The sequence below is a fragment of the Pseudomonas sp. NY8896 genome (genome assembly GCF_039634505.1).
On sequence record NZ_CP132350.1, the window covers coordinates 967,459 to 993,567 of the forward strand.

Annotated in this window: 22 protein-coding genes; 19 read left to right on the top strand and 3 right to left on the bottom strand. The window is 63.3% G+C overall.

The genetic code is table 11. From position 1 onward, the window contains the following. Positions 1 to 74: 74 nt before the first annotated feature. Positions 75 to 917: a mechanosensitive ion channel family protein gene (locus Q9451_RS04300; RefSeq protein ID WP_012274043.1), complete on the top strand. Its 843-nt coding sequence runs from the start codon at positions 75 to 77 to the stop codon at positions 915 to 917. A 112-nt stretch (positions 918 to 1,029) separates the two neighbouring features. Then, positions 1,030 to 2,274 (top strand): MFS transporter, encoded by a 1,245-nt coding sequence (locus Q9451_RS04305; protein ID WP_012274042.1) that lies wholly within the window; start codon positions 1,030 to 1,032, stop codon positions 2,272 to 2,274. Between the two features lie 67 nt (positions 2,275 to 2,341). Here the strand turns inward: Q9451_RS04305 and Q9451_RS04310 are convergent, their stop codons facing one another. Then, positions 2,342 to 3,889: an AmpG family muropeptide MFS transporter gene (locus Q9451_RS04310; protein ID WP_012274041.1), complete on the bottom strand. Its 1,548-nt coding sequence runs from the start codon at positions 3,887 to 3,889 to the stop codon at positions 2,342 to 2,344. Positions 3,890 to 3,932: 43 nt separating this feature from the next. Beyond that, positions 3,933 to 4,286 carry an MGMT family protein gene (locus Q9451_RS04315; RefSeq protein ID WP_012274040.1) on the bottom strand — a complete coding sequence of 118 codons (354 nt, stop codon included), beginning with the start codon at positions 4,284 to 4,286 and terminating at the stop codon, positions 3,933 to 3,935. Positions 4,287 to 4,438: 152 nt separating this feature from the next. On the opposite strand from Q9451_RS04315, the gene Q9451_RS04320 reads away from it, so the two are divergent. The 6 genes from Q9451_RS04320 to Q9451_RS04345 all read left to right on the top strand — a co-directional run bounded on the left by Q9451_RS04320 (position 4,439) and on the right by Q9451_RS04345 (position 9,797). Continuing rightward, entirely contained in the window at positions 4,439 to 5,449 is a 1,011-nt protein-coding gene (locus tag Q9451_RS04320) for a DUF481 domain-containing protein (protein WP_012274039.1), read from the top strand. A 152-nt stretch (positions 5,450 to 5,601) separates the two neighbouring features. Further along, the gene (locus tag Q9451_RS04325; RefSeq protein WP_041166584.1) at positions 5,602 to 6,333 is read left to right on the top strand and encodes a DUF2470 domain-containing protein; all 732 of its coding nucleotides are present in this window, start codon (positions 5,602 to 5,604) and stop codon (positions 6,331 to 6,333) included. Positions 6,334 to 6,398: 65 nt separating this feature from the next. Beyond that, positions 6,399 to 6,860, top strand: a complete 462-nt coding sequence (locus Q9451_RS04330; RefSeq protein WP_012274037.1) for an FxsA family protein — start codon at positions 6,399 to 6,401, stop codon at positions 6,858 to 6,860. A gap of 465 nt (positions 6,861 to 7,325) precedes the next feature. Beyond that, positions 7,326 to 8,747: a group II intron reverse transcriptase/maturase gene (ltrA, locus tag Q9451_RS04335; protein ID WP_024718247.1), complete on the top strand. Its 1,422-nt coding sequence runs from the start codon at positions 7,326 to 7,328 to the stop codon at positions 8,745 to 8,747. A gap of 226 nt (positions 8,748 to 8,973) precedes the next feature. Further along, positions 8,974 to 9,228, top strand: coding sequence for an outer membrane protein assembly factor BamE (gene bamE, locus Q9451_RS04340; RefSeq protein WP_003249234.1), 255 nt, complete (start codon positions 8,974 to 8,976; stop codon positions 9,226 to 9,228). Beyond that, positions 9,225 to 9,797, top strand: coding sequence for a lipocalin family protein (locus tag Q9451_RS04345; RefSeq protein ID WP_012274593.1), 573 nt, complete (start codon positions 9,225 to 9,227; stop codon positions 9,795 to 9,797). Before bamE ends, Q9451_RS04345 begins: the two co-directional genes overlap by 4 nt. Before the next feature lie 31 nt (positions 9,798 to 9,828). Here Q9451_RS04345 and Q9451_RS04350 read toward each other — a convergent pair whose 3' ends face one another. Beyond that, positions 9,829 to 11,193, bottom strand: a complete 1,365-nt coding sequence (locus tag Q9451_RS04350; protein ID WP_012274592.1) for a formimidoylglutamate deiminase — start codon at positions 11,191 to 11,193, stop codon at positions 9,829 to 9,831. A 145-nt stretch (positions 11,194 to 11,338) separates the two neighbouring features. Here Q9451_RS04350 and hutC point away from each other — a divergent pair, with 145 nt between their 5' ends. From hutC to mdoH, 11 genes are all read left to right on the top strand, one after another. Further along, entirely contained in the window at positions 11,339 to 12,049 is a 711-nt protein-coding gene (gene hutC / locus Q9451_RS04355) for a histidine utilization repressor (RefSeq protein ID WP_171577230.1), read from the top strand. After that, a complete protein-coding gene (locus Q9451_RS04360; protein WP_012274590.1) occupies positions 12,046 to 12,618 on the top strand; it encodes a HutD family protein in 573 nt (190 codons plus the stop codon). The genes hutC and Q9451_RS04360 overlap by 4 nt, the downstream gene beginning before the upstream one ends. Before the next feature lie 395 nt (positions 12,619 to 13,013). Beyond that, a complete protein-coding gene (gene hutU, locus Q9451_RS04365; protein ID WP_012274589.1) occupies positions 13,014 to 14,687 on the top strand; it encodes a urocanate hydratase in 1,674 nt (557 codons plus the stop codon). Between the two features lie 107 nt (positions 14,688 to 14,794). Then, entirely contained in the window at positions 14,795 to 16,327 is a 1,533-nt protein-coding gene (gene hutH, locus Q9451_RS04370) for a histidine ammonia-lyase (RefSeq protein ID WP_012274588.1), read from the top strand. 158 nt (positions 16,328 to 16,485) lie between these two features. Next, positions 16,486 to 17,889 carry an amino acid permease gene (locus Q9451_RS04375; RefSeq protein ID WP_012274587.1) on the top strand — a complete coding sequence of 468 codons (1,404 nt, stop codon included), beginning with the start codon at positions 16,486 to 16,488 and terminating at the stop codon, positions 17,887 to 17,889. A gap of 15 nt (positions 17,890 to 17,904) precedes the next feature. Further along, complete coding sequence (gene hutI / locus Q9451_RS04380; protein ID WP_012274586.1) at positions 17,905 to 19,110, top strand: imidazolonepropionase; 1,206 nt, start codon at positions 17,905 to 17,907, stop codon at positions 19,108 to 19,110. Positions 19,111 to 19,120: 10 nt separating this feature from the next. Then, positions 19,121 to 19,924: an N-formylglutamate deformylase gene (gene hutG, locus Q9451_RS04385; protein WP_012274585.1), complete on the top strand. Its 804-nt coding sequence runs from the start codon at positions 19,121 to 19,123 to the stop codon at positions 19,922 to 19,924. Positions 19,925 to 20,001: 77 nt separating this feature from the next. Continuing rightward, complete coding sequence (pip, locus tag Q9451_RS04390) at positions 20,002 to 20,973, top strand: prolyl aminopeptidase (protein WP_012274584.1); 972 nt, start codon at positions 20,002 to 20,004, stop codon at positions 20,971 to 20,973. Further along, on the top strand, positions 20,970 to 21,407 hold the full coding sequence (gene dtd / locus Q9451_RS04395; RefSeq protein ID WP_012274583.1) for a D-aminoacyl-tRNA deacylase: 438 nt from the start codon (positions 20,970 to 20,972) through the stop codon (positions 21,405 to 21,407). Before pip ends, dtd begins: the two co-directional genes overlap by 4 nt. A 263-nt stretch (positions 21,408 to 21,670) precedes the next feature. Further along, positions 21,671 to 23,410, top strand: a complete 1,740-nt coding sequence (locus tag Q9451_RS04400; protein WP_209976282.1) for a glucan biosynthesis protein G — start codon at positions 21,671 to 21,673, stop codon at positions 23,408 to 23,410. After that, positions 23,403 to 25,976 (top strand): glucans biosynthesis glucosyltransferase MdoH, encoded by a 2,574-nt coding sequence (gene mdoH / locus Q9451_RS04405; protein WP_012274581.1) that lies wholly within the window; start codon positions 23,403 to 23,405, stop codon positions 25,974 to 25,976. The genes Q9451_RS04400 and mdoH overlap by 8 nt, the downstream gene beginning before the upstream one ends. Positions 25,977 to 26,109: the final 133 nt, after the last annotated feature.

Consider the following 26,109-nt stretch of genomic DNA (forward strand, 5'->3'; position numbering starts at 1 on the left):
ATGGGGGCCGGGGCTGCGTAAACGCGCGCGGCCTGTTTTACCGTGTACTTGCCGCTCGGCATCAGGAGATGAGTATGGATTTGAACGCTGAAGTCGATCAGCTGGTCCGCCAATCGCAAACCTGGATCCCTTTGATCATGGAATACGGCAGCCGTGTGCTGCTGGCACTGCTCACCCTCGCGGTCGGCTGGTGGATCATCAACAAAGTCAGCGCCCGCCTCGGCAAGCTGGTTGGCCTGCGCAACGCCGACCTGGCGCTGCAGGGTTTTATCAGTACCCTGGCGAACATCGTGCTGAAGGTGCTGCTGATGGTCAGCGTGGCCTCGATGATCGGCATCGAGACCACCTCGTTCGTTGCCGCCATCGGTGCCGCAGGCCTGGCCATCGGCTTGGCCTTGCAAGGTAGCCTGGCGAACTTCGCCGGCGGTGTGTTGATTTTGATGTTCCGCCCGTTCCGTATCGGTGATTGGATCGAGGCGCAGGGTGTTTCCGGCACCGTCGACAGCATCCAGATCTTCCACACCGTGCTGCGCACCGGTGACAACAAGACCGTCATCATGCCCAACGGTAGCCTGTCCAACGGCATCATCACCAACACCAACCGCCAGCCGACGCGCAAGGTGGTGTTCGATGTAGGTGTGGACTACGAGGCCGACCTGCAGAAGGCCCGCAATGTGCTGCTGGCGCTGGCAGAGGACCCGCGTGTGCTGCCTGACCCTGCACCGCAGGCGGTAGTGGCGACGTTGGGCGACAGCTCGATTACCGTGTCGCTGCGGTTGTGGACCAAGACGTCCGATTACTGGGACGTGATGTTCATGCTCAACGAGCATGCGCGTGACCGGTTAAAGGCCGAAGGGATCGACATTCCGTTCCCGCAGCGGGTGATTCGTGTGGTGCAGGAGACTGCAGCGCAGTAATTGCGCATGAGACCGGGGCCGCAATGCGGCCCTTTTTTACACTTGTTCACAGCAATATCACCCCATTTCTGGCATATAGCCTGACCCTTCCTGTCACACCCGATACGCCATCATGAAACCACTGCTGTACATCACCCCCCTACGTGCCTTGCTGTTCGGCCTGACCCTGGCTCTGTTCGAGCTGCTGACCTACCTGGCCAGCGACGCGGTCATGCCGGCCATGCCGGTGGTGGTCGGCGACCTGAACGCCAGCCCCGAATACATTCCCCATGCTCTCAACCTGTACCTGCTGGGGGGCGTGGTACTGCAATGGCTGATCGGCCCGCTGGCCGACCGATATGGCCGGCGCCCGTTGCTGCTGGTCGGTTGCGCGTTCTTCGGTTTGTCCTGCCTGGCCACCTTCTGGGTCCATGATATTGGCCTGTTCAACCTGCTGCGCCTGTTGCAGGGCATAGGCCTGGGCTTTGTGGTCACGGTCAGCTACCCGGCGCTGAACGAGGCCTTCAGCGAGGCTGATGCCGTGCGCATGATGGCCTTGCTGGCCAACATTGCCCTGCTGTCGCCGCTGCTCGGGCCGCTGGTGGGCACCTTGTTGCTGCAGTGGCTGGACTGGCGCTGGCTGTTCGTGGCGTTCGCCATTGGCGCGGTGTTGGTCTGGCTGCTGCTGTATCGCCTGATGCCGGAAACCCTGGGTGTGGAACGCCGAGATGGCTCGCGCCTGGCATTCACACCAATCCACCTGCTGCCACTGCTGGCGGGTTACGGCCAGTTGCTGGCCAACCGCCGCTTCGTTGCCGGCAGCGCTGCCCTTGGGCTGGTCGGCTTGCCGCTGATTGGCTGGATTGGCCTGTCGCCGGTGCTGCTGATTCACGATGAGGGTTTAAGCACCCTGGAATACGCTTTGTGGCAGTTGCCGGTATTTGGCGGGCTGATTCTCGGCAACCTGATCATCAACCGTATCGCCGACCGCTACCCGTTGCCGGCTTTGGTGCGTGGCGCGCTGTGGCCGTACCTGGCCGGCCTGAGCCTGATGGTGCTGGTGACCTGGTACTGGCCGAGCGTGACCAGTGTGGTGGCGGGCATGTCGCTGTACGCACTGGGGTTGGGCGTGGCCAACGCGGTGCTGTACCGCATGACGTTGTTCTCCAGCGAGCAAAGCAAGGGCCTGGTTTCGGCCATGCTGGGGATGATCACCATTGCCTTGTTGGGGCTGGGCGGGGCGTTGCTGGCGATGATTGGCGCCGGTGCCAGCTTGCTGCACTTTGCCCTGGCGGCGGGTGTGGCGGGGGCGTTGGCGTTGTGGCCGTTGTGGTTTGTCGTAGGCGGGCGCCATGGGGAAGGGGCTGTAGCTCAGTAACTTCATTGCCTGTACTGGCCTGCGCGAGTTCACCCGCGAATAGGCCAGTACAGGGGCCATCGATCTATCAGGGCCGCTCGGCCGCCGAGTTTTCCTCTGCCACCGGGGTGCCTCGCCCAGCCTCCTGGCGCCACTGCAGGGCGATCAGAATCAATGTAGGCACGCCCAGCAAGGCAGTAATCAGGAAGAAGTCGTGGTAACCGAACTTCTCCACCATCACCCCCGAATAGCCGCCGATCAGGCGTGGCAACAGCAGCATGATCGAGCTGAGCAGCGCATATTGGGTCGCCGAGAACTTGAGGTTGGTCAGGCTCGACAGGTAGGCGACAAAGGCCGAAGTGGCCATGCCAGAGCTGAAGTTGTCCAGCGAGATGGTCACCACCAGCATTTCCAGGTTCGGGCCCATGTCTGCCAGCATCAGGAACAGGATGTTGGTGCCGGCCGAGGCTACGCCGCCGATGAACAGGATCGGCATGATCCCGAAGCGCACGATCAACAGGCCGCCGACCCCGGCGCCGACCAGGGTCATGATCAGGCCGAAGATCTTGCTGACGCTGGCGATCTGGTCCTTGGTGAAGCCCATGTCGATGTAGAACACGTTGGCCATTACGCCCATCACCGTGTCCGACATGCGATAGGTGGCAATCAGGCCAAGCAGCAGCAGGGCTTGCCAGCGGTAGCGGGCGATGAAGTCGTTGACCGGGGTCAGCACTGGGGCCAGGCCGCGACGGCCGAGGCTCGACAGGCACGCCCAGGTCAGCAGCACGTAAAGGATCAGGCGCAGGAAAGCGCGGTCTTCCAGTAACAGATCGAGCGGCGTGGCGTCACCGGAAATCACGCTGGACCAGCCGGTGTTGAACATCTGGGTGAAGCTGGCCGGTACCGACACCAGGAGGATGATCAACACGAACACTGAGGCCATCTGGTGCACCAGCCCATAGCGTGCTGCCGACAGCTGAGTGCGCATGGGCACTGGCGGTTCGCGCATGACCAGGGTGGTGAACAGGGCGGGCAGCATCATGACCCCGAACATCACGTAGGTGCCGGCCCATGCCTTGTGCAGATAGCTGAAACCGGTGGAGCCGAACCATTCGGCAAAGAACAGCGCGCCGGCCGTGGCCAGCAGGGCAGCTACCCGGTACCCGGCCATGTAGCTGGCAGCGAGCGCAGCCTGACGCTGGTCGTCAGCGATCTCCAAGCGGTAGGCGTCCACAGCGATGTCCTGGGTCGCCGAGGCAAAGGCCACCAGCACGGCCATGGCAATCAGCCATGACAGATGTTGTTGCGGGTCGCACAGGCTCATGCCGACCAAGCCGATCACCACCAGCGCCTGCGATAACAGCAGCCACGAGCGGCGGCGACCCAGGCCACCGAGCAGCGGCAGGCGCCATTGGTCGAGCAGCGGCGACCACACCCACTTGAAGGCGTAGGCCAGGCCGATCAGGCTGGCATAACCAATGGTTTCACGGGCCACGCCGGCTTCGCGCAACCACACCGACAGGGTCGAGAACACCAGCATGTAGGGCAGGCCGGCGGCGAAACCGAGTAGCAAAAGTACCAAGGTTGACGGGCTGGCATAGGCAGCAAGCGCAGCGCGCCAGGTTTTACGGGGCATGGGCCAACATCTGCCTCAAGTTTGCGAAAACAAAGCGCGCACTCTAACCGCTGTGCTCCATTGGGCGCCAGCCATGGCGCGTCATATCCACACGATTGTTGGTTACATTCACACCTTCCGCGCGTAGTCGCGCCCGTTGTTCATCCCCCGATGGGGTGCCCAGTGCCAGGCTCAACCGGCCCCCTGCACCGAGCACCCGGTGCCAGGGCAGGCGTGTGTCCTCGGGCAACTGCCCAAGGGTACGCCCGACCCAGCGCGCTGCTCGGCCAAGCCCCGCCAGTTCGGCCAGTTGGCCATAGCTCACCACTTTGCCGGCCGGCACCTGCCCAAGTACTGAATATAGCGCCGTTCGTCGGCCCTCGGCGGAATCAAGCGCGTGCGCATATCCATCAGACATCACGCCCCCCTTGGGCTGTAGATGAAACCGGACCGGTGGTCCGGCAAATGAGAGTTGAACTCAACGGCATGTGCTCGGTCTGTCCTTGCTCTGGCCGGCGGTATCTGGATAATGCCCGGCTTTTTTCGTCGAATCGAACCCGTAGTCCGCTTATGAATACTAGATCGTTGTTGTGCCTGCTAGCTGCCTCCTTGTGCGCCTCCCCGGTGTTCGCCGACACCGTGTGGATGAAAAACGGTGACCGGCTCAGTGGCAAGATCAAAGTTTTCGACGGCGGCAAGCTGCTGCTGGAAACCCCCTATGGCGGGTCGATCGCCCTGGACTGGAAAGAAGTCCAAACCCTGGAAAGCGACCAGGAGATGCTGGTCAAGCAGGACGCCTACAGCGGTGAGAAGGCCAAGTCGCTGAAGGCCGCCGAGCCAGGCAAGGTGACTCTGGCCAATGGCGAGGCGCCGAAAACGGTGGAACTGGCCAGCATCGAGCAGATCATGAAGCCCAAGCCCCTGGTCGAGGACTTCGTATGGAAAGGCAACGTCGACGTAGCGCTGGACTACAAGCGCGCCGAGAACGACACCGACGATTACGACGTAGGCTTCAAGACCACCGCCCGCCATGGCCGCTGGCGGCACAATGCCGAAGGCGAATACAACCGCGAGACCAAGGACGACGTCACCACCACCGACAACTGGAGCGCCGAGTACGCCCTGGACCGCTTCATGACCGAGAAGTGGTTCTGGCAGGGGCGTGCGGAATACAAGCGCGACCGTATCGAAGACCTGGCCCGTCAGCGTACCGTCGGCACCGGCCCGGGTTACCAGTTCTGGGATGACGAACTGGGCGCGTTCTCGCTGGGCTCGCTGATCAACCGCACCGACTTCGAGTACCAGGACGGCTCCAAGGACAACTTCTATTCCGCGGCGGTGAAGTGGGACTACACCCGCTACCTGATCGGCAAGAACGTGCAATTGTTCACCAACGGCGAGTTCGCCAAACCGTTGGGTGGCGTGGCCGACTACTCGCTGGATGCCGAGATTGGCCTGCGCTACAAGGTCACCGAGTGGGCCTCGCTGAACCTCAAGGCGGAGAAGGACATCATCACCGGCACGCGTGAGAGTGACCTGGACAAGACGCGCTATACCGCGGGCTTCGGCGTTACCTGGTAATTTTTTGGGGCCGCTTTGCGGCCCATCGCGACACAGGGCCGCTCCTACAGGGGATGGTGTACGGCCTGCAGGCGGTCGGAAGGACCCCATTGGCACTGGACCTGATAATGCTTATCTTGTCCTCCATCCAGTCCGCCAGGAGCCGCCCTCAAGTGAGTACCAACGCCATCCGCCCCGCCCGGGAACTGCTGCTCAAGGAATACCGTGGCGTGCTCTCGACTCATTCCAAGTCGATGCCCGGCTACCCCTTCGGTTCCGTCGTGCCGTACTGCATGGACGCCCAGGGCAACCCGCTGATCCTCATCAGCCGCATTGCCCAGCACACCCACAACCTGCAGAAAGACCCGAAATGCTCGCTGCTGGTGGGGGAGCGCGAGGCGGAGGATGTGCAGGCCGTGGGGCGCCTGACCGTGATGGCCGAGGCACACAAGCTGGTCGACGAAGCCGCTATCGAGGCGGCTGCCGAGCGCTACTACCGCTATTTCCCGGAAGCGGCCAACTACCACAAGGCCCACGACTTCGATTTCTGGGTGTTGCAGCCAGTGCGCCACCGCTACATCGGCGGCTTCGGCGCCATCCACTGGCTTGACCAGGTAACCCTGGGCAATCCGTTCGCCGGCAAGGCCGAGGCAAGCATGGTCGAGCACATGAACAGCGATCATGCCAACGCCATCGCCCATTACGTCGAACTGACCGACCTGCCGCAGCATGCGCCGGCGCAGATGGTTGGCGTAGACAGCGAAGGCATGCACCTGCGCATCGGTCAGGCCGTGTATTGGCTGCCATTCCCGAATACTTGCAACACGCCGACACAAGTCCGCGAAGCCTTGGTTTTACTGGCGCGCGCCGACCAGTGGCCGGTTCAGGCGCAAGTCGAGGGTTGAAATCTGGAGCGCAGGCATCCATGTGAGGTCTTATTGGAAGGTTATCTTCCGTCGAGGAACCCTTGATGCGTGCTTTTCTACTGCTGTTTCTGATTTTTCCTGTGCTGGAGCTGTTCGTCTTCGTGAAGGTCAGCGCGGCAATCGGTTTCTTCCCGGCGTTGCTGCTGATCATCGCCGGCTCCGCCCTGGGTGTGCTGGTGATGCGGGTGGCCGGCCTGGCCACCGCACTGCGCGCCCGTGAAAGCCTGCAACGTGGCGAATTGCCCGCCGAGGACATGTTCCAGGGCATGATGCTGGCCGTGGGTGGTGGCCTGCTGCTGCTGCCGGGCTTCATCAGCGATGTGCTGGGCGTGCTGTGCCTGCTGCCGTTCACCCGCCGCCTGGCGGCGCGCAAGATGCGTGAGCGTGCCGAGGCCCAGGCCATGCGTCAGCGTGCGTTCCAGGATGACCCGTTCCAGGCGCAGCCACGAGAGGGTGGCCATCGCCCGAACGTGATCGAAGGCGAGTACGAGCGCCGCGACAAGTAAAACGCCCGGGGCCGCGCAAGCGGCCCCGGTTTTTTTGGGTGCGCCAGGCATGGCGCGTTGCGCGTAGCGCAACCCGCTTGGTTGTGGTGGCCAAAGCGGGTGACTTGGAGGTGAAAGTCCTCTACACACCCGGCAAGGGGAAGTGTTAGCCAGAGGCAAGGGTGTCGTGGGCGACCGCGAATCTGAAGGAAGCCCGAGGCAAACTGCTGGCCTGACGAACAGGAAGCGGATAGAGGCGGCACAGCGGGGTGAGGCGGCCCAAATCGTCAAAGCCCAGTACTTGCACGGGACGCTGTGACGTAAATCCGACAGGCATAAGCAGGAAGGTCACGCGAATTACCCTGGGAGATCTGCACGTTTGCCACTGTGCTACCGAGCGTCGAGAGGCGACGGGACGAGCGTGCAGAAGTCAGCCGAGGCCGTAGTAAGTGGCGGTTAACCGCGCCACCAAGGGCCGAACAGGTTATGCCGCCAGTAGGCGTCACTGTCTCGTTGGTAGCCGTAATGCAGAAATTTCCTACAACGGAATCTGTCACTCCGAATCCCGGCCAGAAGCCGAGGGTGATGCCTGACAGTGCAAAGGTGCCGGCGGCGTCAGCGACGTGGACGAACGCGGAGCCGGACACGCTGATGGAGCGGGTGCTTGCACCGGCCAACCTCAGGCGTGCGTATCAACGCGTGGTTAGCAACAAGGGGGCTCCGGGTGCCGATGGCATGACGGTCGCTGACTTGGCGGGCTACGTGAAACAGTATTGGCCAACCCTCAAGGCCAGGTTGCTGGCCGGTGAATACCATCCCCAAGCAGTGCGAGCGGTTGAAATTCCCAAGCCGCAGGGCGGCACACGGCAACTGGGAATCCCCACCGTCGTGGATCGCCTGATCCAGCAAGCATTACAGCAACAACTCACGCTACTCTTCGATCCGCTGTTTTCGGACTACAGCTACGGTTTTCGTCCGGGCAAAAGCGCTCACCAAGCCGTTGAACTGGCCCGCTCCCATGTGGCGGCGGGGCATCGCTGGTGCGTGGAGCTTGATCTGGAAAAGTTCTTTGATCGGGTCAACCACGACATCCTGATGGCCTGCTTGCAGCGTCGCGTCGAAGACAAGCGAGTGCTTAGGCTCATCCGCCGCTACCTTGAAGCTGGGGCCATGTCGGGCGGTATCGTCAGCCAACGGCAAGAGGGGACACCGCAAGGCGGCCCACTCTCGCCGTTGCTGTCGAATATCCTTCTGGATGAGCTCGACCGCGAATTGGAACGGCGGGGTCATCGCTTCGTGCGCTACGCCGATGATGCGAACATTTATGTGCGCAGTCCTCGGGCGGGCGAGCGGGTGTTGGCCAGTATCGAGCGCTTCCTGTGCCATCGTTTGAAACTGACGGTGAACCGGAAGAAGAGCCAAGTAGCAGGGGCTTGGAAGTGTGACTACTTGGGTTACGGGATGAGCAGGCACCAGCAACCAAGGCTGCGTGTGGCAACGATGAGCCTGGGGCGCTTACGCGACCGACTCAGAATATTGCTACGCAGTGTAAGGGCCCGCAAAGTGGCGACTGTCATTGAGCGAATCAACCCTGTCCTGCGAGGCTGGGCTGGCTACTTCAAGCTCAGCCAGAGCAAACGCCCACTTGAGAAATTGGATGGTTGGGTCAGGCATAAACTTCGCTGCGTCATCTGGCGTCAATGGAAACGGCCCTCAACGAGGGCGCGCAACCTGATGCGCCTGGGCCTGAGCGAAGAACGTGCCTGTAAATCGGCCTTTAATGGCCGAGGCCCGTGGTGGAACTCGGGAGCATCTCATGTGAATCAGGCGCTACCGAAGAGGCTATGGGATAGGTTCGGACTGGTCTCGATACTGGATACGATAAACCGGCTTAGCCGTATAACCTGAACCGCCGTGTACGGAACCGTACGCACGGTGGTGTGAGAGGACGGCGGCTGTGAAGCCGCCTCCTACTCGATGCGAACGACTATTTCTTTGTGATTAATCGCACAGTAATGGCCATCCGACCAATGGTGTAGGGGCAAAGGGGGTGGGGCAGGGAACCAGGGAGGGATTTTCCCGTCGAAGATCACTGCAGGCCACTCGCCTGTATCATCTTCCAGGAGTGTCCTTCATGTCGTTGCGTTCCCTCGCCCTGTTGTCGCTGTGCGTCGTTCTGACTGCCTGCAGCAAGATCAATCAGGAAAACTATTCCAAGATCAAGGCCGGTATGAACAAGGCCGAGGTCGAGCAGTTGCTCGGCACGCCGACCGAGTGTTCGGGCGCGCTGGGCATGAGCAGCTGCACCTGGGGGGACGAGAAGAGCTTCATCAGCGTGCAGTACGCGGCTGACAAGGTACTGATGTACTCCGGGCAGGGCCTCAAATGAGGCGCCTGTACCTGCTGATGGGGGTATGCCTGGCGTTGCTGCTGGGTGGTTGCGCAGGCTCCGTGCACGACCCGCTGGCGCCGAAAACCGCTGGCAATGTCGACCTCAAGCGCTACCAGGGCAAATGGTTCGAACTGGCGCGCCTGCCCATGCGCTACCAGACCGGCTGCGAGCAGTCCGAGGCACACTACAACCTCAAGCCGGACGGCACCTTTGGCGTGCTCAACCGCTGCCGTACCATGGGTGATGAATGGCTGCGCGCCGAAGGGCATGCCAGCATCCAGGAGCCGGGGCATACCGACAAGCTGTGGGTAGAGTTCGATAACTGGTTCACCAAGCTGGTGCCTGGCGTGGCGCGGGGCGAGTACTGGATTCTGTACGTGGATGATCGCTACCGCACAGCGGTGGTCGGCAGCCCGGACCGCAAGCACCTGTGGATTCTGTCGCGCACGCCGACGTTGCCGGCCTGGGAGCGCGAGAACCTGCTGTCCAAGGCGCGGCAGCAGGGGTATGACACCAGTCGGTTGATCTGGCGAGCGTCCGATCAGCAAATCGTGAAAATGCACTGATGTTTGGGGCTGCTTTGCAGCCCCATTACGCTCAACCCAAGAGCTGGCGCAGCACGCCGGCAAATGCCTGCGCGCTTTCCGCTTCCTGCGCATGCCGACCCTGGCGCACCACCCACTGTCCGTTCACCATCACGTCGCGTACCTGGCGATCCCCACCGGCGAACAGCCAGCGGTTGAGAATGGCGTCGCCATCCGCCATGGCGATGTAAGGGTCCTGCCCATCGAGCACCAGCCAGTCGGCGCGCTTGCCCACGGCCAGCTCCCCGACCGCCTGCCCCAGCGCCTGCGCGCCGCCTGCCAGTGCAGCGTCGTACAGCGTGCGCCCGACCATCGGCTGGTCGCCACGATACAGGCGATTGCGTCGCTGGTCCCGTAGCCGCTGGCCATACTCCAGCCAGCGCAGTTCTTCCACCACGCTCAGCGACACATGGCTGTCCGAACCAATGCCCATGCGCCCGCCCTGGGCCAGGAAGTCCACCGCCGGGAATATCCCGTCGCCCAGGTTGGCTTCGGTAGTCAGGCACAGCCCAGCCACCGCGCCACTGCGGGCCATGGCGGTGACCTCGTCCGGCTCGGCGTGGGTGGCGTGCACCAGGCACCAGCGCGGGTTCACGTCCACATGTTCGTACAGCCACTGCAATGGACGCAGGCCACTCCAGGCCAGGCAATCGTCCACCTCCTTCTGCTGCTCGGCGATGTGGATATGCACCGGGCATTGTGGGGCGCTGGCTGCCAGCACATCGGCGATTTGCCCAGGCGTTACCGCCCGCAGTGAATGGAAGCACAAGCCCAGTTGCTGCGCCGGTTGCGCGGCCAGCAGCGGGGCCAGTTGTGCCTGCAGCTTCAGGTACTGTTCGGTGGAGTTGATGAAGCGCCGCTGCCCGTCGTTCGGTGCTTGGCCGCCGAAGCCTGCGTGGCTGTACAGTACCGGCAGCAAGGTCAGGCCTATGCCGCTGTCGGCTGCGGCCGCGCTGATGCGGCAGGACAGTTCGGCCGGGTCCGCGTAGGGCTTGCCGGCCTGGTCATGGTGCACGTAGTGGAATTCCGCCACCGAGGTGTAGCCGGCCTTGAGCATTTCGATGTACAGCTGGCGGGCGATGATCTGCAACTGGTCCGGCGTGATCTGCCCGACCAGGCGGTACATCAGGTCGCGCCAGGTCCAGAAGCTGTCGTTGGGGTTGCCGGCCACTTCCGCCAGGCCCGCCATGGCGCGCTGGAAGGCATGCGAGTGAAGATTGGGCATGCCGGGCAGCAGCGGGCCGGCCAGGCGCTCGGCGCCTTCGGCCGAAGCGCCGGGCTCGATGCGGGCCACATGGCCATCGCTGGCGACCTCGATACGGACATGGCTGGCCCAGCCCGTGGGGAGCAGGGCGCGTTCGGCGAAGTAGGCGGACATCTGTGCAAATCCTGTTATTGTTAACTTGTATATACATATACAGCCGTTTGCCTGCCGGGTAAACTGCGGCAAGCTACCGCTCACTCCATATGCACAAGGATCCAACGCCGTGCCGACACCTCCTGTCTCCGCGCTGGTTGCCCAGATGGGCGAGGGCCCGGCGCCGTTGTACGCCCGGGTCAAACAGATGATCATCCAGCAGATCGACAACGGCAGCTGGCCACCCCATCACCGGGTCCCCTCGGAGAGTGAACTGGTCAGCGAGCTGGGCTTCAGCCGCATGACCATCAACCGTGCCCTGCGTGAACTCACCGCCGAAGGGCTGCTGGTGCGCATGCAAGGGGTCGGCACCTTCGTGGCCGAGCCCAAGGGCCGTTCGGCGCTGTTCGAAGTCAACAACATTGCCGACGAAATTGCCGCGCGCGGCCACCAGCATAGCTGCCAGGTGATCACCCTCAACGAGGAAGCCGCCGGCTCCGAGCGGGCCTTGGCCCTGGACATGCGCGAAGGCCAGCGCGTGTTCCACTCGCTGATCGTGCATTTCGAGAACGGCGTGCCGGTGCAGATCGAGGACCGCTACGTCAACGCGGCCATTGCCCCCGACTACCTCAAGCAGGACTTCACCCGGCAGACGCCTTACGCCTACCTGTCCCAGGTGGCGCCGCTGACCGAAGGTGAGCACGTGGTCGAGGCCATTCTGGCCGAGCCGGAAGAGTGCCGCCTGCTGCAGATCGAGCGGGGCGAGCCGTGCCTGCTGATTCGCCGCCGTACCTGGTCCGGCCGCCAGCCGGTGACCGCTGCACGGCTGATCCACCCCGGTTCCCGTCATCGCCTGGAAGGACGTTTCAGTAAATGAGCCAGCTGCAGTTGTTGCGTGCGCAGGATTACCCGCGCATGCCGTGGAAGAACGGTGGCGGTTTCACCGAAGAAATTACCCGCGACAGTGGCGAGGGCCTGGATGGCTTTGGCTGGCGCCTGTCGATTGCCGATATCGAAGAGTCGGGTGGTTTTTCCACCTTCGCCGGTTATCAGCGAATCATCACCGTGCTGCAGGGCGACGGCATGCGCTTGATGGTCGACGGCCAGGCCAGCCGGCCGTTGCTGCCGTTCGATGCCTTTGCCTTCAGCGGTGAAAGCCAGGTCAGTTGCAAGCTGCTGGGGGGGGCGATCCGCGATTTCAACCTGATCTATGCGCCGCAGCGGTATCGGGCGCGGTTGCAGTGGTTCGATGGCACCAGCCGGTTGTACAGCTCGGCGTCGACGGTGCTGTTGTTTGCGGCCGGTAGCCAGGTCGAGGTTGGCGTTGCCGGGCGTGAGACGCAGCGGTTGGGGTTGTATGACTGCCTGCGGCTGGAGGGCAACGACGAGTTGCTTGGGCTGGAGGTTCAGGGGCGGTTTTGCTTGATCGAGCTCATTTTGCGCTGATGGGCTTGGCAATGCATTTTCATTGCCTGTGAGATCGAGCGCCGCCCGCGCGGCGCATCGCGAGCTGCGCTCGCTCCTACGTTTGTTTCGGGCCAATCATGCCTGTGGGATTTGCGCGCGAACGCCTGGGCGCACGGCTCGATATCGCGTCGTACAAACCAGGCGGTCGCGCGCGCCTGTCACAGGCGATACTGGCCCGAAACAAACGTAGGAGCGAGCGCAGCTCGCGAAGCGCCGCGCGGGCGGCGCTCGATCTATGCACCACCACAAAACCCAAGCCAGGAACGCACAGGTCCAATTATTTTGGTTGTCCATGCTTGTACATACAAGTAAAGGTGTGTTTGTATATTCACCACGACATACCCGCCCGCGGACGACCGCAGAGGACCTTTCCCGTGACCGACAACAACAAATACCGTGACGTTGAAATCCGTGCCCCACGTGGCAACAAGCTGACCGCCAAAAGCTGGCTGACCGAAGCGCCACTGCGCATGCTGATGAACAACCTCGACCCGCAGGTCGCGGAAAACCCGAAAGAACTGGTGGTGTACGGCGGTATCGGCCGCGCCGCCCGTAACTGGGAATGCTACGACAAGATCGTCGAAACCCTGACCCGCCTGGAAGACGACGAAACCCTGCTGGTGCAGTCGGGCAAGCCGGTCGGCGTGTTCAAGACCCACAGCAACGCCCCGCGCGTGTTGATCGCCAACTCCAACCTGGTGCCACACTGGGCCAACTGGGAACATTTCAACGAACTGGACGCCAAGGGCCTGGCCATGTACGGCCAGATGACCGCCGGCAGCTGGATCTACATCGGCAGCCAAGGCATCGTTCAGGGCACCTATGAAACCTTCGTCGAAGCCGGTCGCCAGCACTACGGTGGCAGCCTGAAAGGCAAGTGGGTGCTCACCGCAGGCCTCGGCGGCATGGGTGGCGCGCAGCCACTGGCCGCTACCCTGGCCGGTGCCTGCTCGCTGAACATCGAGTGCCAGCAGAGCCGCATCGACTTCCGTCTGGAAACCCGCTACGTAGACGAGCAGGCCACTGACCTTGACGACGCCCTGGCGCGCATCGCCAAGTACACCGCCGAAGGCAAGGCCATTTCCATCGCCCTGCACGGCAACGCCGCCGAAATCCTGCCAGAGCTGGTCAAGCGTGGCGTGCGCCCGGACATGGTCACCGACCAGACCAGCGCCCACGACCCGCTGAACGGCTACCTGCCTGCCGGCTGGACCTGGGAACAGTACCGCGACCGTGCGCAGACCGAACCGGCTGCAGTGGTCAAGGCCGCCAAGCAGTCGATGGCCGTGCACGTACAGGCCATGCTGGACTTCCAGAAACAGGGCATCCCGACCTTCGACTACGGCAACAACATCCGTCAGATGGCCAAGGAAGAAGGCGTGGCCAATGCCTTCGACTTCCCAGGCTTCGTCCCTGCCTACATCCGCCCGCTGTTCTGCCGTGGTATCGGCCCGTTCCGCTGGGCGGCGCTGTCTGGCGAGGCAGAGGACATCTACAAGACCGACGCCAAGGTCAAGGAACTGATCCCCGACGACGCCCACCTGCACCGCTGGCTGGACATGGCCCGCGAGCGCATCAGCTTCCAGGGCCTGCCGGCGCGTATCTGCTGGGTTGGCCTGGGCCTTCGCGCCAAGCTGGGCCTGGCCTTCAACGAAATGGTCCGCAGCGGCGAGCTGTCGGCACCGGTGGTGATCGGCCGTGACCACCTGGACTCGGGTTCGGTATCCAGCCCCAACCGCGAAACCGAAGCCATGCGTGATGGTTCGGACGCCGTTTCCGATTGGCCACTGCTCAACGCCCTGCTGAACACCGCAGGCGGCGCCACCTGGGTGTCGCTGCACCACGGCGGTGGTGTGGGCATGGGCTTCTCGCAGCACTCGGGCATGGTCATCGTCTGTGACGGTACCGATGAAGCTGCCGAGCGTATCGCCCGCGTACTGACCAACGATCCAGGGACTGGCGTCATGCGCCACGCCGATGCCGGTTATGACATCGCCATCGACTGCGCCAAGGAGCAGGGCCTGGACCTGCCGATGATCACTGGCTGATCGCCACGCTTTGGATCGCACCCCGCAAGGGGTGATACTGAACAACAAGAAGGAGCGCGCAGGCACCCAACGACGGGCCTGCGGCTCCACGCGATTGGAGTAGCAAAGTGACCGAACTCACCCTCAAGCCTGGCACCCTGACCTTGGCCCAGTTGCGCGCGATCCACGCCGCGCCCGTGCGCCTGCAACTGGATGCCAGCGCCGCGCCGGCCATCGACGCCAGCGTTGCCTGCGTCGAGCAAATCATTGCCGAAGACCGCACCGCCTACGGCATCAACACCGGTTTCGGCCTGTTGGCCTCGACCCGCATTGCCAGCCACGACCTGGAAAACCTGCAGCGCTCGCTGGTGCTGTCCCACGCCGCCGGTATCGGCGCGCCGCTGGATGACGACCTGGTGCGGTTGATCATGGTGCTGAAAATCAACAGCCTCAGCCGTGGTTTTTCAGGCATTCGTCGCAAAGTCATCGACGCCCTGATTGCCCTGGTAAACGCCGAAGTCTATCCGCACATCCCGCTGAAAGGCTCCGTGGGTGCTTCCGGCGACTTGGCACCGCTGGCGCACATGTCGCTGGTGCTGCTGGGTGAAGGCAAAGCCCGCTACAAGGGCCAATGGCTGTCGGCTACCGAAGCCCTGGCGGTTGCCGGCCTCGAACCGCTGACCCTGGCTGCCAAAGAAGGCCTGGCCCTGCTCAACGGCACCCAGGCGTCCACCGCCTATGCCCTGCGTGGCCTGTTCCAGGCCGAAGACCTGTATGCCGCCGCCATCGCCTGCGGCGGCCTAAGCGTCGAAGCCGTATTGGGCTCGCGTTCGCCGTTCGATGCGCGTATCCACGAAGCGCGTGGCCAGCGCGGCCAGATCGACACCGCCGCCTGCTTCCGCGACCTGCTGGGCGATTCCAGCGAAGTGTCGCTGTCGCACAAGAACTGTGACAAGGTTCAGGACCCGTACTCGCTGCGCTGCCAGCCGCAGGTCATGGGCGCGTGCCTGACCCAGCTGCGCCAGGCCGCCGAGGTACTGGGCGTCGAAGCCAACGCTGTGTCGGACAACCCGCTGGTGTTCGCTGCCGAGGGTGACGTGATTTCCGGTGGTAACTTCCACGCAGAGCCCGTGGCCATGGCTGCCGACAACCTGGCCCTGGCCATTGCCGAAATCGGCTCGCTCAGCGAGCGCCGCATCTCGCTGATGATGGACAAGCACATGTCCCAGCTGCCGCCGTTCCTGGTGGAAAACGGTGGGGTGAACTCCGGCTTCATGATCGCCCAGGTGACCGCTGCCGCCCTGGCCAGCGAGAACAAGGCCCTGTCGCACCCGCACAGCGTCGACAGCCTGCCAACCTCGGCCAACCAGGAAGACCATGTGTCGATGGCCCCGGCTGCCGGCAAGCGCCTGTGGGAAATGGCCGAAAACACCCGTGGCGTACTGGCCATCGAATGGCTGGGCGCCTGCCAGGGTCTGGACCTGCGCAAGGGCCTGAAGACTTCGGCCAAGCTGGAGAAGGCACGCCAGGCGCTGCGCAGCGAAGTGGCGCACTACGACCGTGACCGTTTCTTCGCGCCAGACATCGAAAAGGCTGTGGAACTGTTGGCCAAGGGCAGCCTGACCGGTTTGTTGCCGGCGGGTGTGCTGCCAAGCCTGTAATGCCCCTGGGGCCGCATTGCGGCCCTTTGCGGGCGCGCCCGCTCTCATAGGTACGGCACAAAGCTGCGGTATTCCTGTGGGAGCGGGCGTGCCCGCGAATGGGCTACGCAGCAGCCCCTTCTGATCTCACGACCACAAAAACAATTTAAGGACGTGACATGCAACAAGCTCAAGGTCTCAAACGCGGGCTAAGTGCCCGCCACATCCGTTTCATGGCCCTCGGTTCCGCCATCGGCACCGGGCTGTTCTACGGTTCCGCCTCGGCCATCCAGATGGCCGGCCCGGCCGTGCTGCTGGCCTACCTGATCGGCGGCGCCGCTGTGTTCATGGTCATGCGCGCCCTCGGCGAAATGGCCGTGCACAACCCGGTGGCCGGTTCCTTCGGTCACTACGCCAGCACCTACCTCGGCCCCATGGCCGGCTTCATCCTCGGCTGGACCTACGCCTTCGAGATGGTCATCGTCGCCATCGCCGACGTCACCGCCTTCGGGATCTACATGGGCTTCTGGTTTCCGGAGGTCGCCCGCTGGATCTGGGTGCTGGGTATCGTGTTCATCATCGGCGGCCTCAACCTGTGCAACGTCAAGGTATTTGGCGAGATGGAGTTCTGGCTGTCGCTGCTCAAGGTCGGCGCCATCGTCGCGATGATCCTGGCCGGGCTCGGCATCATGGCCTTCGGTTTCAGCCAGGTGGGCACCGGGCATGCCGTGGGCATGAGCAACCTGTTCGACCACGGCGGCTTCATGCCTAACGGCATCGGCGGGCTGATTGCGTCGTTTGCCGTGGTGATGTTCGCTTTCGGCGGTATCGAGATCATCGGCGTCACCGCCGGTGAGGCCAAGGACCCGCAACGCGTCATCCCCAAAGCGATCAACGCGGTGCCCCTGCGCATCCTGCTGTTCTACGTGCTCACCCTGTTCGTGCTGATGTGCCTGTACCCCTGGCCGCAAATCGGCAGCCAGGGCAGCCCGTTCGTGCAGATCTTCAGCAACCTGGGGATTGGCTCGGCCGCCGCCGTGCTGAATGTCGTGGTGATTTCCGCCGCCATCTCGGCCATCAACAGCGACATCTTCGGCGCCGGCCGCATGATGTACGGCCTGGCCCATCAAGGCCATGCGCCACGCAGCTTCGGCAAGCTGTCGAAACATGGCGTGCCGTGGATGACCGTGGTGGTGATGGGCGCTGCATTGCTGATCGGCGTGCTGCTCAACTACCTGATCCCGGAAAACGTGTTCCTGCTGATTGCCTCGATCGCCACCTTCGCCACGGTGTGGGTGTGGCTGATGATCCTGCTTACCCAGGTGGCCATGCGCCGCAGCATGAGCCGTGAGGAAGTGGCCCAGCTCAAGTTCCCGGTACCGTTCTGGCCCTATGGCCCGGCCATGGCCATTGCGTTCATGGTGTTCATCTTTGGCGTGCTTGGCTACTTCCCGGACACCCAGGCGGCATTGATCGTCGGCGTGATCTGGGTGGTGTTCCTGGTGGCGTCCTACCTGCTGTGGTGCAAGCCGCGCGCAGGGCAGGGCCAGCCGGCAGTGGAACCGGCCGAGCTGCACCGCTAGTAAAGGAGATTGTGCATGAGAACCCTCTGGCAGCATTGCCATGTGGCAACCATGGCCGAAGGCCGATACTCGGCCATCGAAGACGCGGCCATCGTCACCAGCGCCGGGCTGATCGAATGGATCGGCCCACGCGCCGAGCTGGCACCGGTCGAGGCTGACCGCACGGTGGACCTGGGCGGCGCATGGGTCACCCCGGGGCTGATCGACTGCCACACCCACGCGGTGTTCGGTGGCAACCGCAGCGGTGAGTTCGAGCAGCGCCTGCAAGGCGTGAGCTATGCCGAAATCGCAGCGCAAGGCGGTGGTATCGCCAGCACCGTGCGGGCCACCCGCGCGGCCAGCGAAGACGAGCTGTTCGCCAGTGCTCGCCAGCGGGTCCAGGCGCTGATGCGCGATGGCGTGACCACGATCGAGATCAAGTCCGGCTACGGCCTGGACCTGGCCAACGAGCGCAAGATGCTGCGTGTGGCCCGGCGCTTGGCCGACGAGCTGCCGTTGGCGGTGCGTGCCACCTGCCTGGCGGCGCATGCCTTGCCGCCGGAGTACGCGGGCCGGGCCGACGATTACATCGCGCACATCTGTGACGAGATGCTGCCAGCCCTGGCCGCCGAAGGCCTGGTGGATGCGGTGGATGCCTTCTGCGAACACCTGGCGTTCTCCCCAGCCCAGGTCGAGCGGTTGTTCATCAAGGCGCGCGCGCTGGGCCTGCCGGTCAAACTGCACGCCGAACAGCTGTCGTCGTTGCATGGCTCCAGCCTGGCAGCACGCTACCAGGCACTGTCGGCCGACCACCTGGAGTTCATGACCGAGGAAGACGCCATTGCCATGGCAAAAGCCGGCACGGTCGCCGTGCTGCTGCCGGGCGCCTTCTACTTCCTGCGCGAAACCCAGTTGCCGCCCATGGACGCCTTGCGCCGCCACGGAGTGAAGATTGCCCTGGCCAGCGACCTCAACCCCGGCACTTCGCCAGGGCTGTCACTGCGCTTGATGCTGAACATGGGCTGTACCTGTTTCCGCATGACCCCGGAAGAAGCCTTGGCCGGCGTCACCGTGCATGCCGCCACTGCTTTGGGCCTGGGCGACAGCCACGGCTCGCTGGAGGTGGGCAAGGTGGCCGACTTCGTCGCCTGGCAAATCGAACGTCCCGCCGACCTGGCCTACTGGCTGGGTGGCGACCTGCCCAAGCGCGTGGTGCGCAAGGGCCACGAAATCTCCAACTGAGCGAGGCATGATGGACAAGGCACTGAGTTTTCACCAAGGCCGCCTGCCGCTGCTGATCAGCATGCCGCACGCCGGCCTGCGCCTGAGCGACGCCGTGCGCGACGGCCTGGTCGACCAGGCGCGCAGCTTGCCGGACACCGACTGGCACATCCCGCGGCTGTATGACTTTGCCCGTGACCTGGGTGCCAGCGTGGTGGCCGCGGAGTATTCGCGTTTCGTCATCGACCTGAATCGCCCGGATGACGACAAACCGCTGTACGCCGGCGCGACCACGGGCCTGTACCCGGCCACGTTGTTCGAAGGCGAGCCGCTGTTCAAGGATGGGCTGGTGCCGTCCGGCGAAGAACGTAAACGTTACCTGGAGCAAATCTGGCGCCCTTATCACGACACCCTTCGTCACGAGCTGGACCGGCTGCGCGAGCAGTTTGGCTATGCGCTGCTGTGGGATGCCCATTCGATCCGTTCGCATATCCCGCACCTGTTCGACGGCAAGTTGCCGGACTTCAACCTGGGCACTTTCAACGGTGCCAGTTGCGACCCGGCACTGGCTGAGCGGCTGCAGGCCGTGTGCGCCGAGGCGCAAGGTTACAGCCATGTGCTTAATGGCCGGTTCAAGGGCGGGCACATCACCCGGCATTATGGCGACCCGGCCAACCATATCCATGCGGTGCAGTTGGAGCTGGCGCAAAGCACGTACATGGAGGAAACCGAGCCGTTTGCCTACCGGGAAGACTTGGCGCAACCGACGCAAGTGGTATTGAAGCAGCTTTTGCAAGCGCTGCTGGCTTGGGGGGAAGCGCGTTACCCGCGTTGAGTGGAAGAGGCGGTGCTCAAAGCGCAATTCAGGTTTATGATGGCCCACGGCCGAATAATCCTCACACGGAGTGCGCAATGCAGACCCTCTACCCGCAGATCAAACCCTACGCCCGGCACGATCTGGCCGTGGAAGCGCCGCATGTGCTGTATGTCGACGAGAGCGGCTCGCCAGAAGGTCTGCCGGTGGTGTTCATCCACGGTGGGCCGGGCGCCGGTTGCGACGCCCAGAGCCGTTGCTACTTCGACCCAACGCTGTACCGCATCATCACCTTCGACCAGCGCGGCTGTGGCCGCTCCACGCCCCATGCGAGCCTGGAGAACAACACCACCTGGCACCTGGTCGAGGACCTGGAGCGCATTCGTGAGCACCTGGGTATCGACAAGTGGGTGCTCTTCGGCGGCTCGTGGGGCTCGACCCTGGCCCTGGCGTACGCCCAGGCCCACCCCGAGCGTGTGCATGGCCTGATCCTGCGCGGCATCTTCCTGTGCCGGCCACAGGAGATCGAATGGTTCTACCAGGAAGGCGCCAGCCGCATGTTCCCGGACTACTGGCAGGACTACATCGCACCGATTCCGCCGGAAGAGCGTGGCGATCTGGTCAAGGCTTTCCACAAGCGCCTGACCGGCAACGACCAGATTGCCCAGATGCATGCGGCCAAGGCCTGGTCCACCTGGGAAGGCCGTACCGCCACCCTGCGTCCGAACCCGCTGGTCGTCGACCGGTTCTCCGAACCGCAGCGTGCGCTGTCGATCGCCCGTATCGAATGCCACTACTTCATGAACAATGCCTTCCTCGAGCCGGATCAGCTGATCCGCGACTTGCCGAAAATCGCCCATCTGCCGGCGGTGATCGTGCACGGCCGCTACGACGTGATCTGCCCGCTGGACAACGCCTGGGCCCTGCACCAGGCCTGGCCGAACAGCGAGTTGAAAGTGATCCGTGACGCCGGTCACGCGGCTTCGGAGCCTGGCATCACCGATGCCCTGGTACGTGCCGCCGACCAGATGGCCCGGCGCCTGCTCGACCTGCCCCTGGAAGAAGCATGAGGGGCCTGCTGCAGCGCGTGCGCGGTGCACGCGTCGAAGTAGCGGGGGAGGTGGTCGGCGCCATCGACCAGGGTCTGCTGGTACTGGTGGCGGTCGAGCCTGAAGATTCCCGTGAACAGGCCGATAAGCTGTTGCACAAGCTGCTGAACTACCGTGTGTTCAGCGACGAGCAAGGCAAGATGAACCTGTCGCTCAAGGATGTCGGGGGTGGCTTGTTGCTGGTGTCGCAGTTCACCTTGGCGGCCGACACCCGCAATGGCATGCGCCCAAGCTTCTCGACGGCAGCGCCACCGGCCCTCGGCGCCGAATTGTTCGACTATCTTTTGCAGCAGGCAAACGCTCAGCACGCCGACGTGGCCAGCGGCCGCTTCGGTGCGGATATGCAGGTGCACCTGGTCAATGATGGCCCCGTAACATTTATGTTACAAATGTGAGGTCAAAAAACCCTTTGTTTATAGGAAAACAAGGGGTTTTGTACGATAAATAGTTGTTCCAGCCTGATGCGTTGTCACGCGACCTGCTGGATAATCGCGCGCTGCATGGACCTGCGTTCGCAGGTTCGTTTCACTCTGACTCGAGCATTGTCTGGATCCGTTTGGGGAATCATTACGCCCTCACGGGGTCCGAACAGTGCTCGCCAACCCGGCATTTGTCGCTGGCCGTTGGTTTCATGATCTGTTTTCGGCGAGGGTTGCTCGTGATTGTTAGTCCCCAAAAAGCATCAAGAATCCCCGGCGTGCGTCTACGCAAGGCCCTGATGGCCAGTGTGGCACTGGTCGGCCTGATGAGCGCGGGCCAGCTGTGGGCATTCAATCTTGACGATGTTGCAGCCAAGGCAAAGGATCTGGCCGGCCAGAAGTACGACGCACCAAAAAGCAACCTGCCTGCGGTGTTCCGCGACATGAAGTTCGCGGACTACCAGAAAATCCATTTCCTGCAGGAAAAGGCCGAGTGGGCCAAGGACAAGACCCCGTTCAAACTGTCGTTCTATCACCAGGGCATGCACTTCGACACCCCGGTGAAAATCAACGAAGTCACCGCCTCCAAGGTCGAGGAAATCAAGTACGACCCGAGCCGCTTCGAGTTCGGTGACGTGCCGCACGACCCGGAAACCACCAAGAACCTTGGTTACGCCGGCTTCCGCGTGCTGTACCCGATCAACAAGGCCGACAAGCAGGACGAGATCATGACCCTGCTTGGCGCCAGCTATTTCCGCGTGGTCGGCAAGGGCCATGTGTACGGCCTGTCGGCCCGTGGCCTGGCCATCGACACTGCACTGCCATCGGGCGAAGAGTTCCCGCGCTTCACCGAGTTCTGGGTCGAGAAACCCAAGCCGGCCGACAAGCACCTGGTGATCTACGCCTTGCTGGACTCGCCGCGCTCCACCGGTGCCTACAAGCTGACCCTGCGCCCAGGCAACGATACCGTGGTCGACGTGCAGTCCCGCGTGTTCCTGCGTGACCAGGTCAGCCGCCTGGGCATTGCCCCGCTGACCAGCATGTACCTGTTCGGCCCCAACCAGCCGTCCAAAGTGCTCAACTACCGCCCGGCCCTGCACGACTCCGAAGGCCTGTCGATTCACGCCGGCAATGGCGAGTGGCTGTGGCGCCCGCTGAACAACCCGAAACACCTCGCCGTGAGCAACTTCAGCGTCGAGAACCCGCGTGGTTTCGGCTTGATGCAGCGTCAGCGTGCCTTCAGCGACTTCGAAGACCTCGACGACAACTACCAGAAGCGCCCAAGCGCCTGGATCGAGCCAAAGGGTGACTGGGGCAAGGGCACCGTCGACCTGGTCGAAATCCCGACTGCCGACGAAACCAACGACAACATCGTAGCTTTCTGGAGCCCGGAGAAGCTGCCAGAGCCAGGCAAGCCGATCGAGTACGCCTACCGCCTGCACTGGACCATCGACGAGGCGAAATTCCAGGCGCCTGATCTGGGCTCGGTCAAGCAGACCCTGCGCTCCACCGGTGACGTCAAGCAGTCCAACCTGATCCGCCAGCCAGACGGCAGCGTGGCCTTCCTGGTCGATTTCACAGGCCCCGCCTTGGCCGCCTTGCCGGAAGATACCGCCGTGCGCAGCCAGATCAGCGTTGACGACAACGCCGAGGTGGTCGAAAACAATCTGCGCTATAACCCTGAGACCAAGGGCTGGCGCCTGACCCTGCGTCTGAAGGTCAAGGAAGCCAACAAGTCGACCGAAATGCGTGCCGCGCTGGTGCGTGATGTGCCGGTCGAGCCCGCCAAGCCTGCCCAGGACGCCAAGCAGGACAAGGCCGCAGCCAAACATGCCAAGGCCGAGAAAGCCGTGAAGGCCGAGCAACCTGCCAAGGCCGAACAACCTGCCGCCGATGCGGCGCCCACCAACGGGGCCCCGGCCACCACCGAGAAGGTGCTGACCGAGACCTGGAGCTATCAGTTGCCTGCCGATGAGTAACTCAAACGCAAGGCCAGTATCGCTTGGCGAGTACCTGGCTCACCTGCCACTGAGTGACGAGCAACGGGCGGAACTCGCCAGTTGCTCGTCGTTCAGTGAGCTGCACCAACGTCTGGCGGCCGACCCGGCCGCCGGCCCTGCCGAGGCCGTACAGGCCTCGGTCGGTCCACGTTTGACCGTGGGCAGTGCTGCCGAGCTGGAAGATGCCGAAATGCTCGGTGTCGATGGCAGCGGCCGCCTGTGCCTGAAGATCGCCCCGCCGATCAAACGCACCAAGGTCGTGCCCGAGCCGTGGCGCACCAACGTGCTGATCCGCATGTGGCGGCGCATGACCGGCCGTCCCAACGCGCCGCAGCCACCCAAGCGCGAGCTGCCGCCGGCACGCTGGCGCACGGTCGGGTCGATCCGCCGTTACATCCTGCTGGCCCTGATGATCGGCCAGACCATCGTCGCCGGTTGGTACATGAAGGGCATCCTGCCGTACCAGGGCTGGTCGTTCGTCGACCTCGACGAAATCCTCAGTCAGTCGCTGTGGGACACCGTCGTGCAGGTGTGGCCGTATGCCTTGCAAACCTCCATCCTGATCCTCTTCGGCATCCTGTTCTGCTGGGTATCGGCGGGCTTCTGGACCGCACTGATGGGCTTCCTCGAGCTGCTCACCGGGCGCGACAAATACAAGATTTCGGGCAGTAGCGCCGGCAACGAGCCGATTGCACCCGAGGCGCGTACCGCGTTGGTGATGCCGATCTGCAACGAAGACGTGCCGCGCGTGTTCGCCGGCCTGCGCGCAACGTTCGAGTCGGTGGCCGCCAGCGGCAACCTCGACCGCTTCGACTTCTTCGTGCTCAGCGACACCAACGACACCGACATTGCCGTGGCGGAGCAACAGGCCTGGCTGGACGTGTGCCGCGAAACCAAAGGCTTTGGCCGCATCTTCTACCGCCGCCGTCGGCGCCGGGTGAAGCGCAAGAGCGGCAACCTCGACGACTTCTGCCGTCGCTGGGGTGGCGAGTACAAGTACATGGTCGTGCTCGACGCCGACAGCGTCATGAGCGGCGAGTGCCTGAGCAGCCTGGTGCGCCTGATGGAGGCCAACCCGGACGCCGGCATCATCCAGACCGGGCCAAAAGCCTCGGGCATGGACACCCTGTATGCACGCATGCAGCAGTTCGCCACCCGCGTGTACGGCCCGCTGTTCACCGCTGGCCTGCACTTCTGGCAGCTGGGCGAGTCGCACTACTGGGGCCACAACGCGATCATCCGCATGAAGCCGTTCATCGAGCACTGCGCCCTGGCGCCGTTGCCGGGTAAGGGCGCGTTCGCCGGTGCCATCCTTTCCCACGACTTCGTCGAAGCCGCGCTGATGCGCCGCGCCGGCTGGGGCGTGTGGATCGCCTACGACCTGCCGGGCAGCTACGAAGAACTGCCGCCGAACCTGCTCGACGAGCTCAAGCGCGACCGCCGCTGGTGCCACGGCAACCTGATGAACTTCCGCCTGTTCCTGGTCAAGGGCATGCACCCGGTACACCGTGCGGTGTTCCTCACCGGGGTCATGTCGTACCTGTCGGCACCGTTGTGGTTCCTGTTCCTGGTGCTGTCGACTGCGCTGCTGGCGACCAACACGCTGATGGAGCCGCAGTATTTCATCGAGCCGTACCAGCTTTACCCGCTGTGGCCGCAGTGGCACCCGGAAAAGGCCGTGGCGCTGTTCTCCACCACCATCGTGCTGCTGTTCCTGCCCAAGCTGCTCAGTGTCATCCTGATCTGGGCCAAGGGCGCCGTCGAGTTCGGCGGGCGGATCAAGGTTACCTTGTCGATGCTGATGGAGATGCTGTTCTCCATGCTGCTGGCACCGGTACGCATGATCTTCCACACCCGCTTCGTGCTGGCCGCGTTCCTCGGCTGGGCCGCGACCTGGAACTCGCCGCAGCGTGACGACGACTCCACGCCGTGGAGCGAAGCGGTGCGTCGCCACGGCCCACAAACACTGCTGGGTATTGCCTGGGCCGCGCTGGTGGCGTGGTTGAACCCAAGCTTCCTGTGGTGGCTGGCGCCTATCGTCGGTTCGCTGGTGCTGTCGATCCCGGTGTCGGTAATTTCCAGCCGCACCCGCCTGGGCCTGGCGGCCAAGGATGAGAAGCTGTTCCTCATCCCCGAGGAATACGCCACCCCGCAAGAGCTGCTGGCTACCGACCAGTACACCCACGAAAACCGCTGGCATGCCCTGCATGATGGCTTCGTGCGGGCAGTGGTCGACCCGCGGCAGAACGCCCTGGCCTGCGCCATGGCCACTGCCCGTCACGGCCAGGCGGCGCCGATCGAAGCACTGCGTGCCGAGCGCGTGGCCAAGGCGATGGAGGTCGGGCCGAAAGGGCTGGACCTCAATACCCGTCTGGCTCTGCTCAGTGACCCCGTGGCGCTGACTCGCCTGCATGAGCAAGTGTGGGCCGAGCACAATGCGGCGTGGATCGATGTGTGGCGTGCTTCCATCAAAAACGACCCGCACTCGCCGCTGTTGCCGTTGCATCCGGAGAGTGAAGGCCAACCAGTACTCGCCGGCGCCTGATAGATCTTGGGGCCGCTTTGCGGCCCATTCGCGACACAAGGCCGCTCCTACAGGGATATACATTCCTCTGTAGGAGCGGAAGCCCTCGCCAGCAATGTCCCTGCATAACCGATTTTGGCCAACAAAGTCCCCC

Coding starts and splice junctions, on each gene's coding strand:
- Q9451_RS04315 (WP_012274040.1), bottom strand. CDS start 4,286: ATGTCTGATGGATATGCGCACGCGCTTGATTCCGCCGAGGGCCGACGA.
- Q9451_RS04305 (WP_012274042.1), top strand. CDS start 1,030: ATGAAACCACTGCTGTACATCACCCCCCTACGTGCCTTGCTGTTCGGC.
- hutI (WP_012274586.1), top strand. CDS start 17,905: ATGAGAACCCTCTGGCAGCATTGCCATGTGGCAACCATGGCCGAAGGC.
- Q9451_RS04310 (WP_012274041.1), bottom strand. CDS start 3,889: ATGCCCCGTAAAACCTGGCGCGCTGCGCTTGCTGCCTATGCCAGCCCG.
- Q9451_RS04360 (WP_012274590.1), top strand. CDS start 12,046: ATGAGCCAGCTGCAGTTGTTGCGTGCGCAGGATTACCCGCGCATGCCG.
- Q9451_RS04320 (WP_012274039.1), top strand. CDS start 4,439: ATGAATACTAGATCGTTGTTGTGCCTGCTAGCTGCCTCCTTGTGCGCC.
- Q9451_RS04300 (WP_012274043.1), top strand. CDS start 75: ATGGATTTGAACGCTGAAGTCGATCAGCTGGTCCGCCAATCGCAAACC.
- ltrA (WP_024718247.1), top strand. CDS start 7,326: ATGCCGCCAGTAGGCGTCACTGTCTCGTTGGTAGCCGTAATGCAGAAA.
- hutC (WP_171577230.1), top strand. CDS start 11,339: ATGGGCGAGGGCCCGGCGCCGTTGTACGCCCGGGTCAAACAGATGATC.
- Q9451_RS04345 (WP_012274593.1), top strand. CDS start 9,225: ATGAGGCGCCTGTACCTGCTGATGGGGGTATGCCTGGCGTTGCTGCTG.
- mdoH (WP_012274581.1), top strand. CDS start 23,403: ATGAGTAACTCAAACGCAAGGCCAGTATCGCTTGGCGAGTACCTGGCT.
- dtd (WP_012274583.1), top strand. CDS start 20,970: ATGAGGGGCCTGCTGCAGCGCGTGCGCGGTGCACGCGTCGAAGTAGCG.
- Q9451_RS04350 (WP_012274592.1), bottom strand. CDS start 11,193: ATGTCCGCCTACTTCGCCGAACGCGCCCTGCTCCCCACGGGCTGGGCC.
- pip (WP_012274584.1), top strand. CDS start 20,002: ATGCAGACCCTCTACCCGCAGATCAAACCCTACGCCCGGCACGATCTG.
- Q9451_RS04375 (WP_012274587.1), top strand. CDS start 16,486: ATGCAACAAGCTCAAGGTCTCAAACGCGGGCTAAGTGCCCGCCACATC.
- hutG (WP_012274585.1), top strand. CDS start 19,121: ATGGACAAGGCACTGAGTTTTCACCAAGGCCGCCTGCCGCTGCTGATC.
- Q9451_RS04330 (WP_012274037.1), top strand. CDS start 6,399: ATGCGTGCTTTTCTACTGCTGTTTCTGATTTTTCCTGTGCTGGAGCTG.
- bamE (WP_003249234.1), top strand. CDS start 8,974: ATGTCGTTGCGTTCCCTCGCCCTGTTGTCGCTGTGCGTCGTTCTGACT.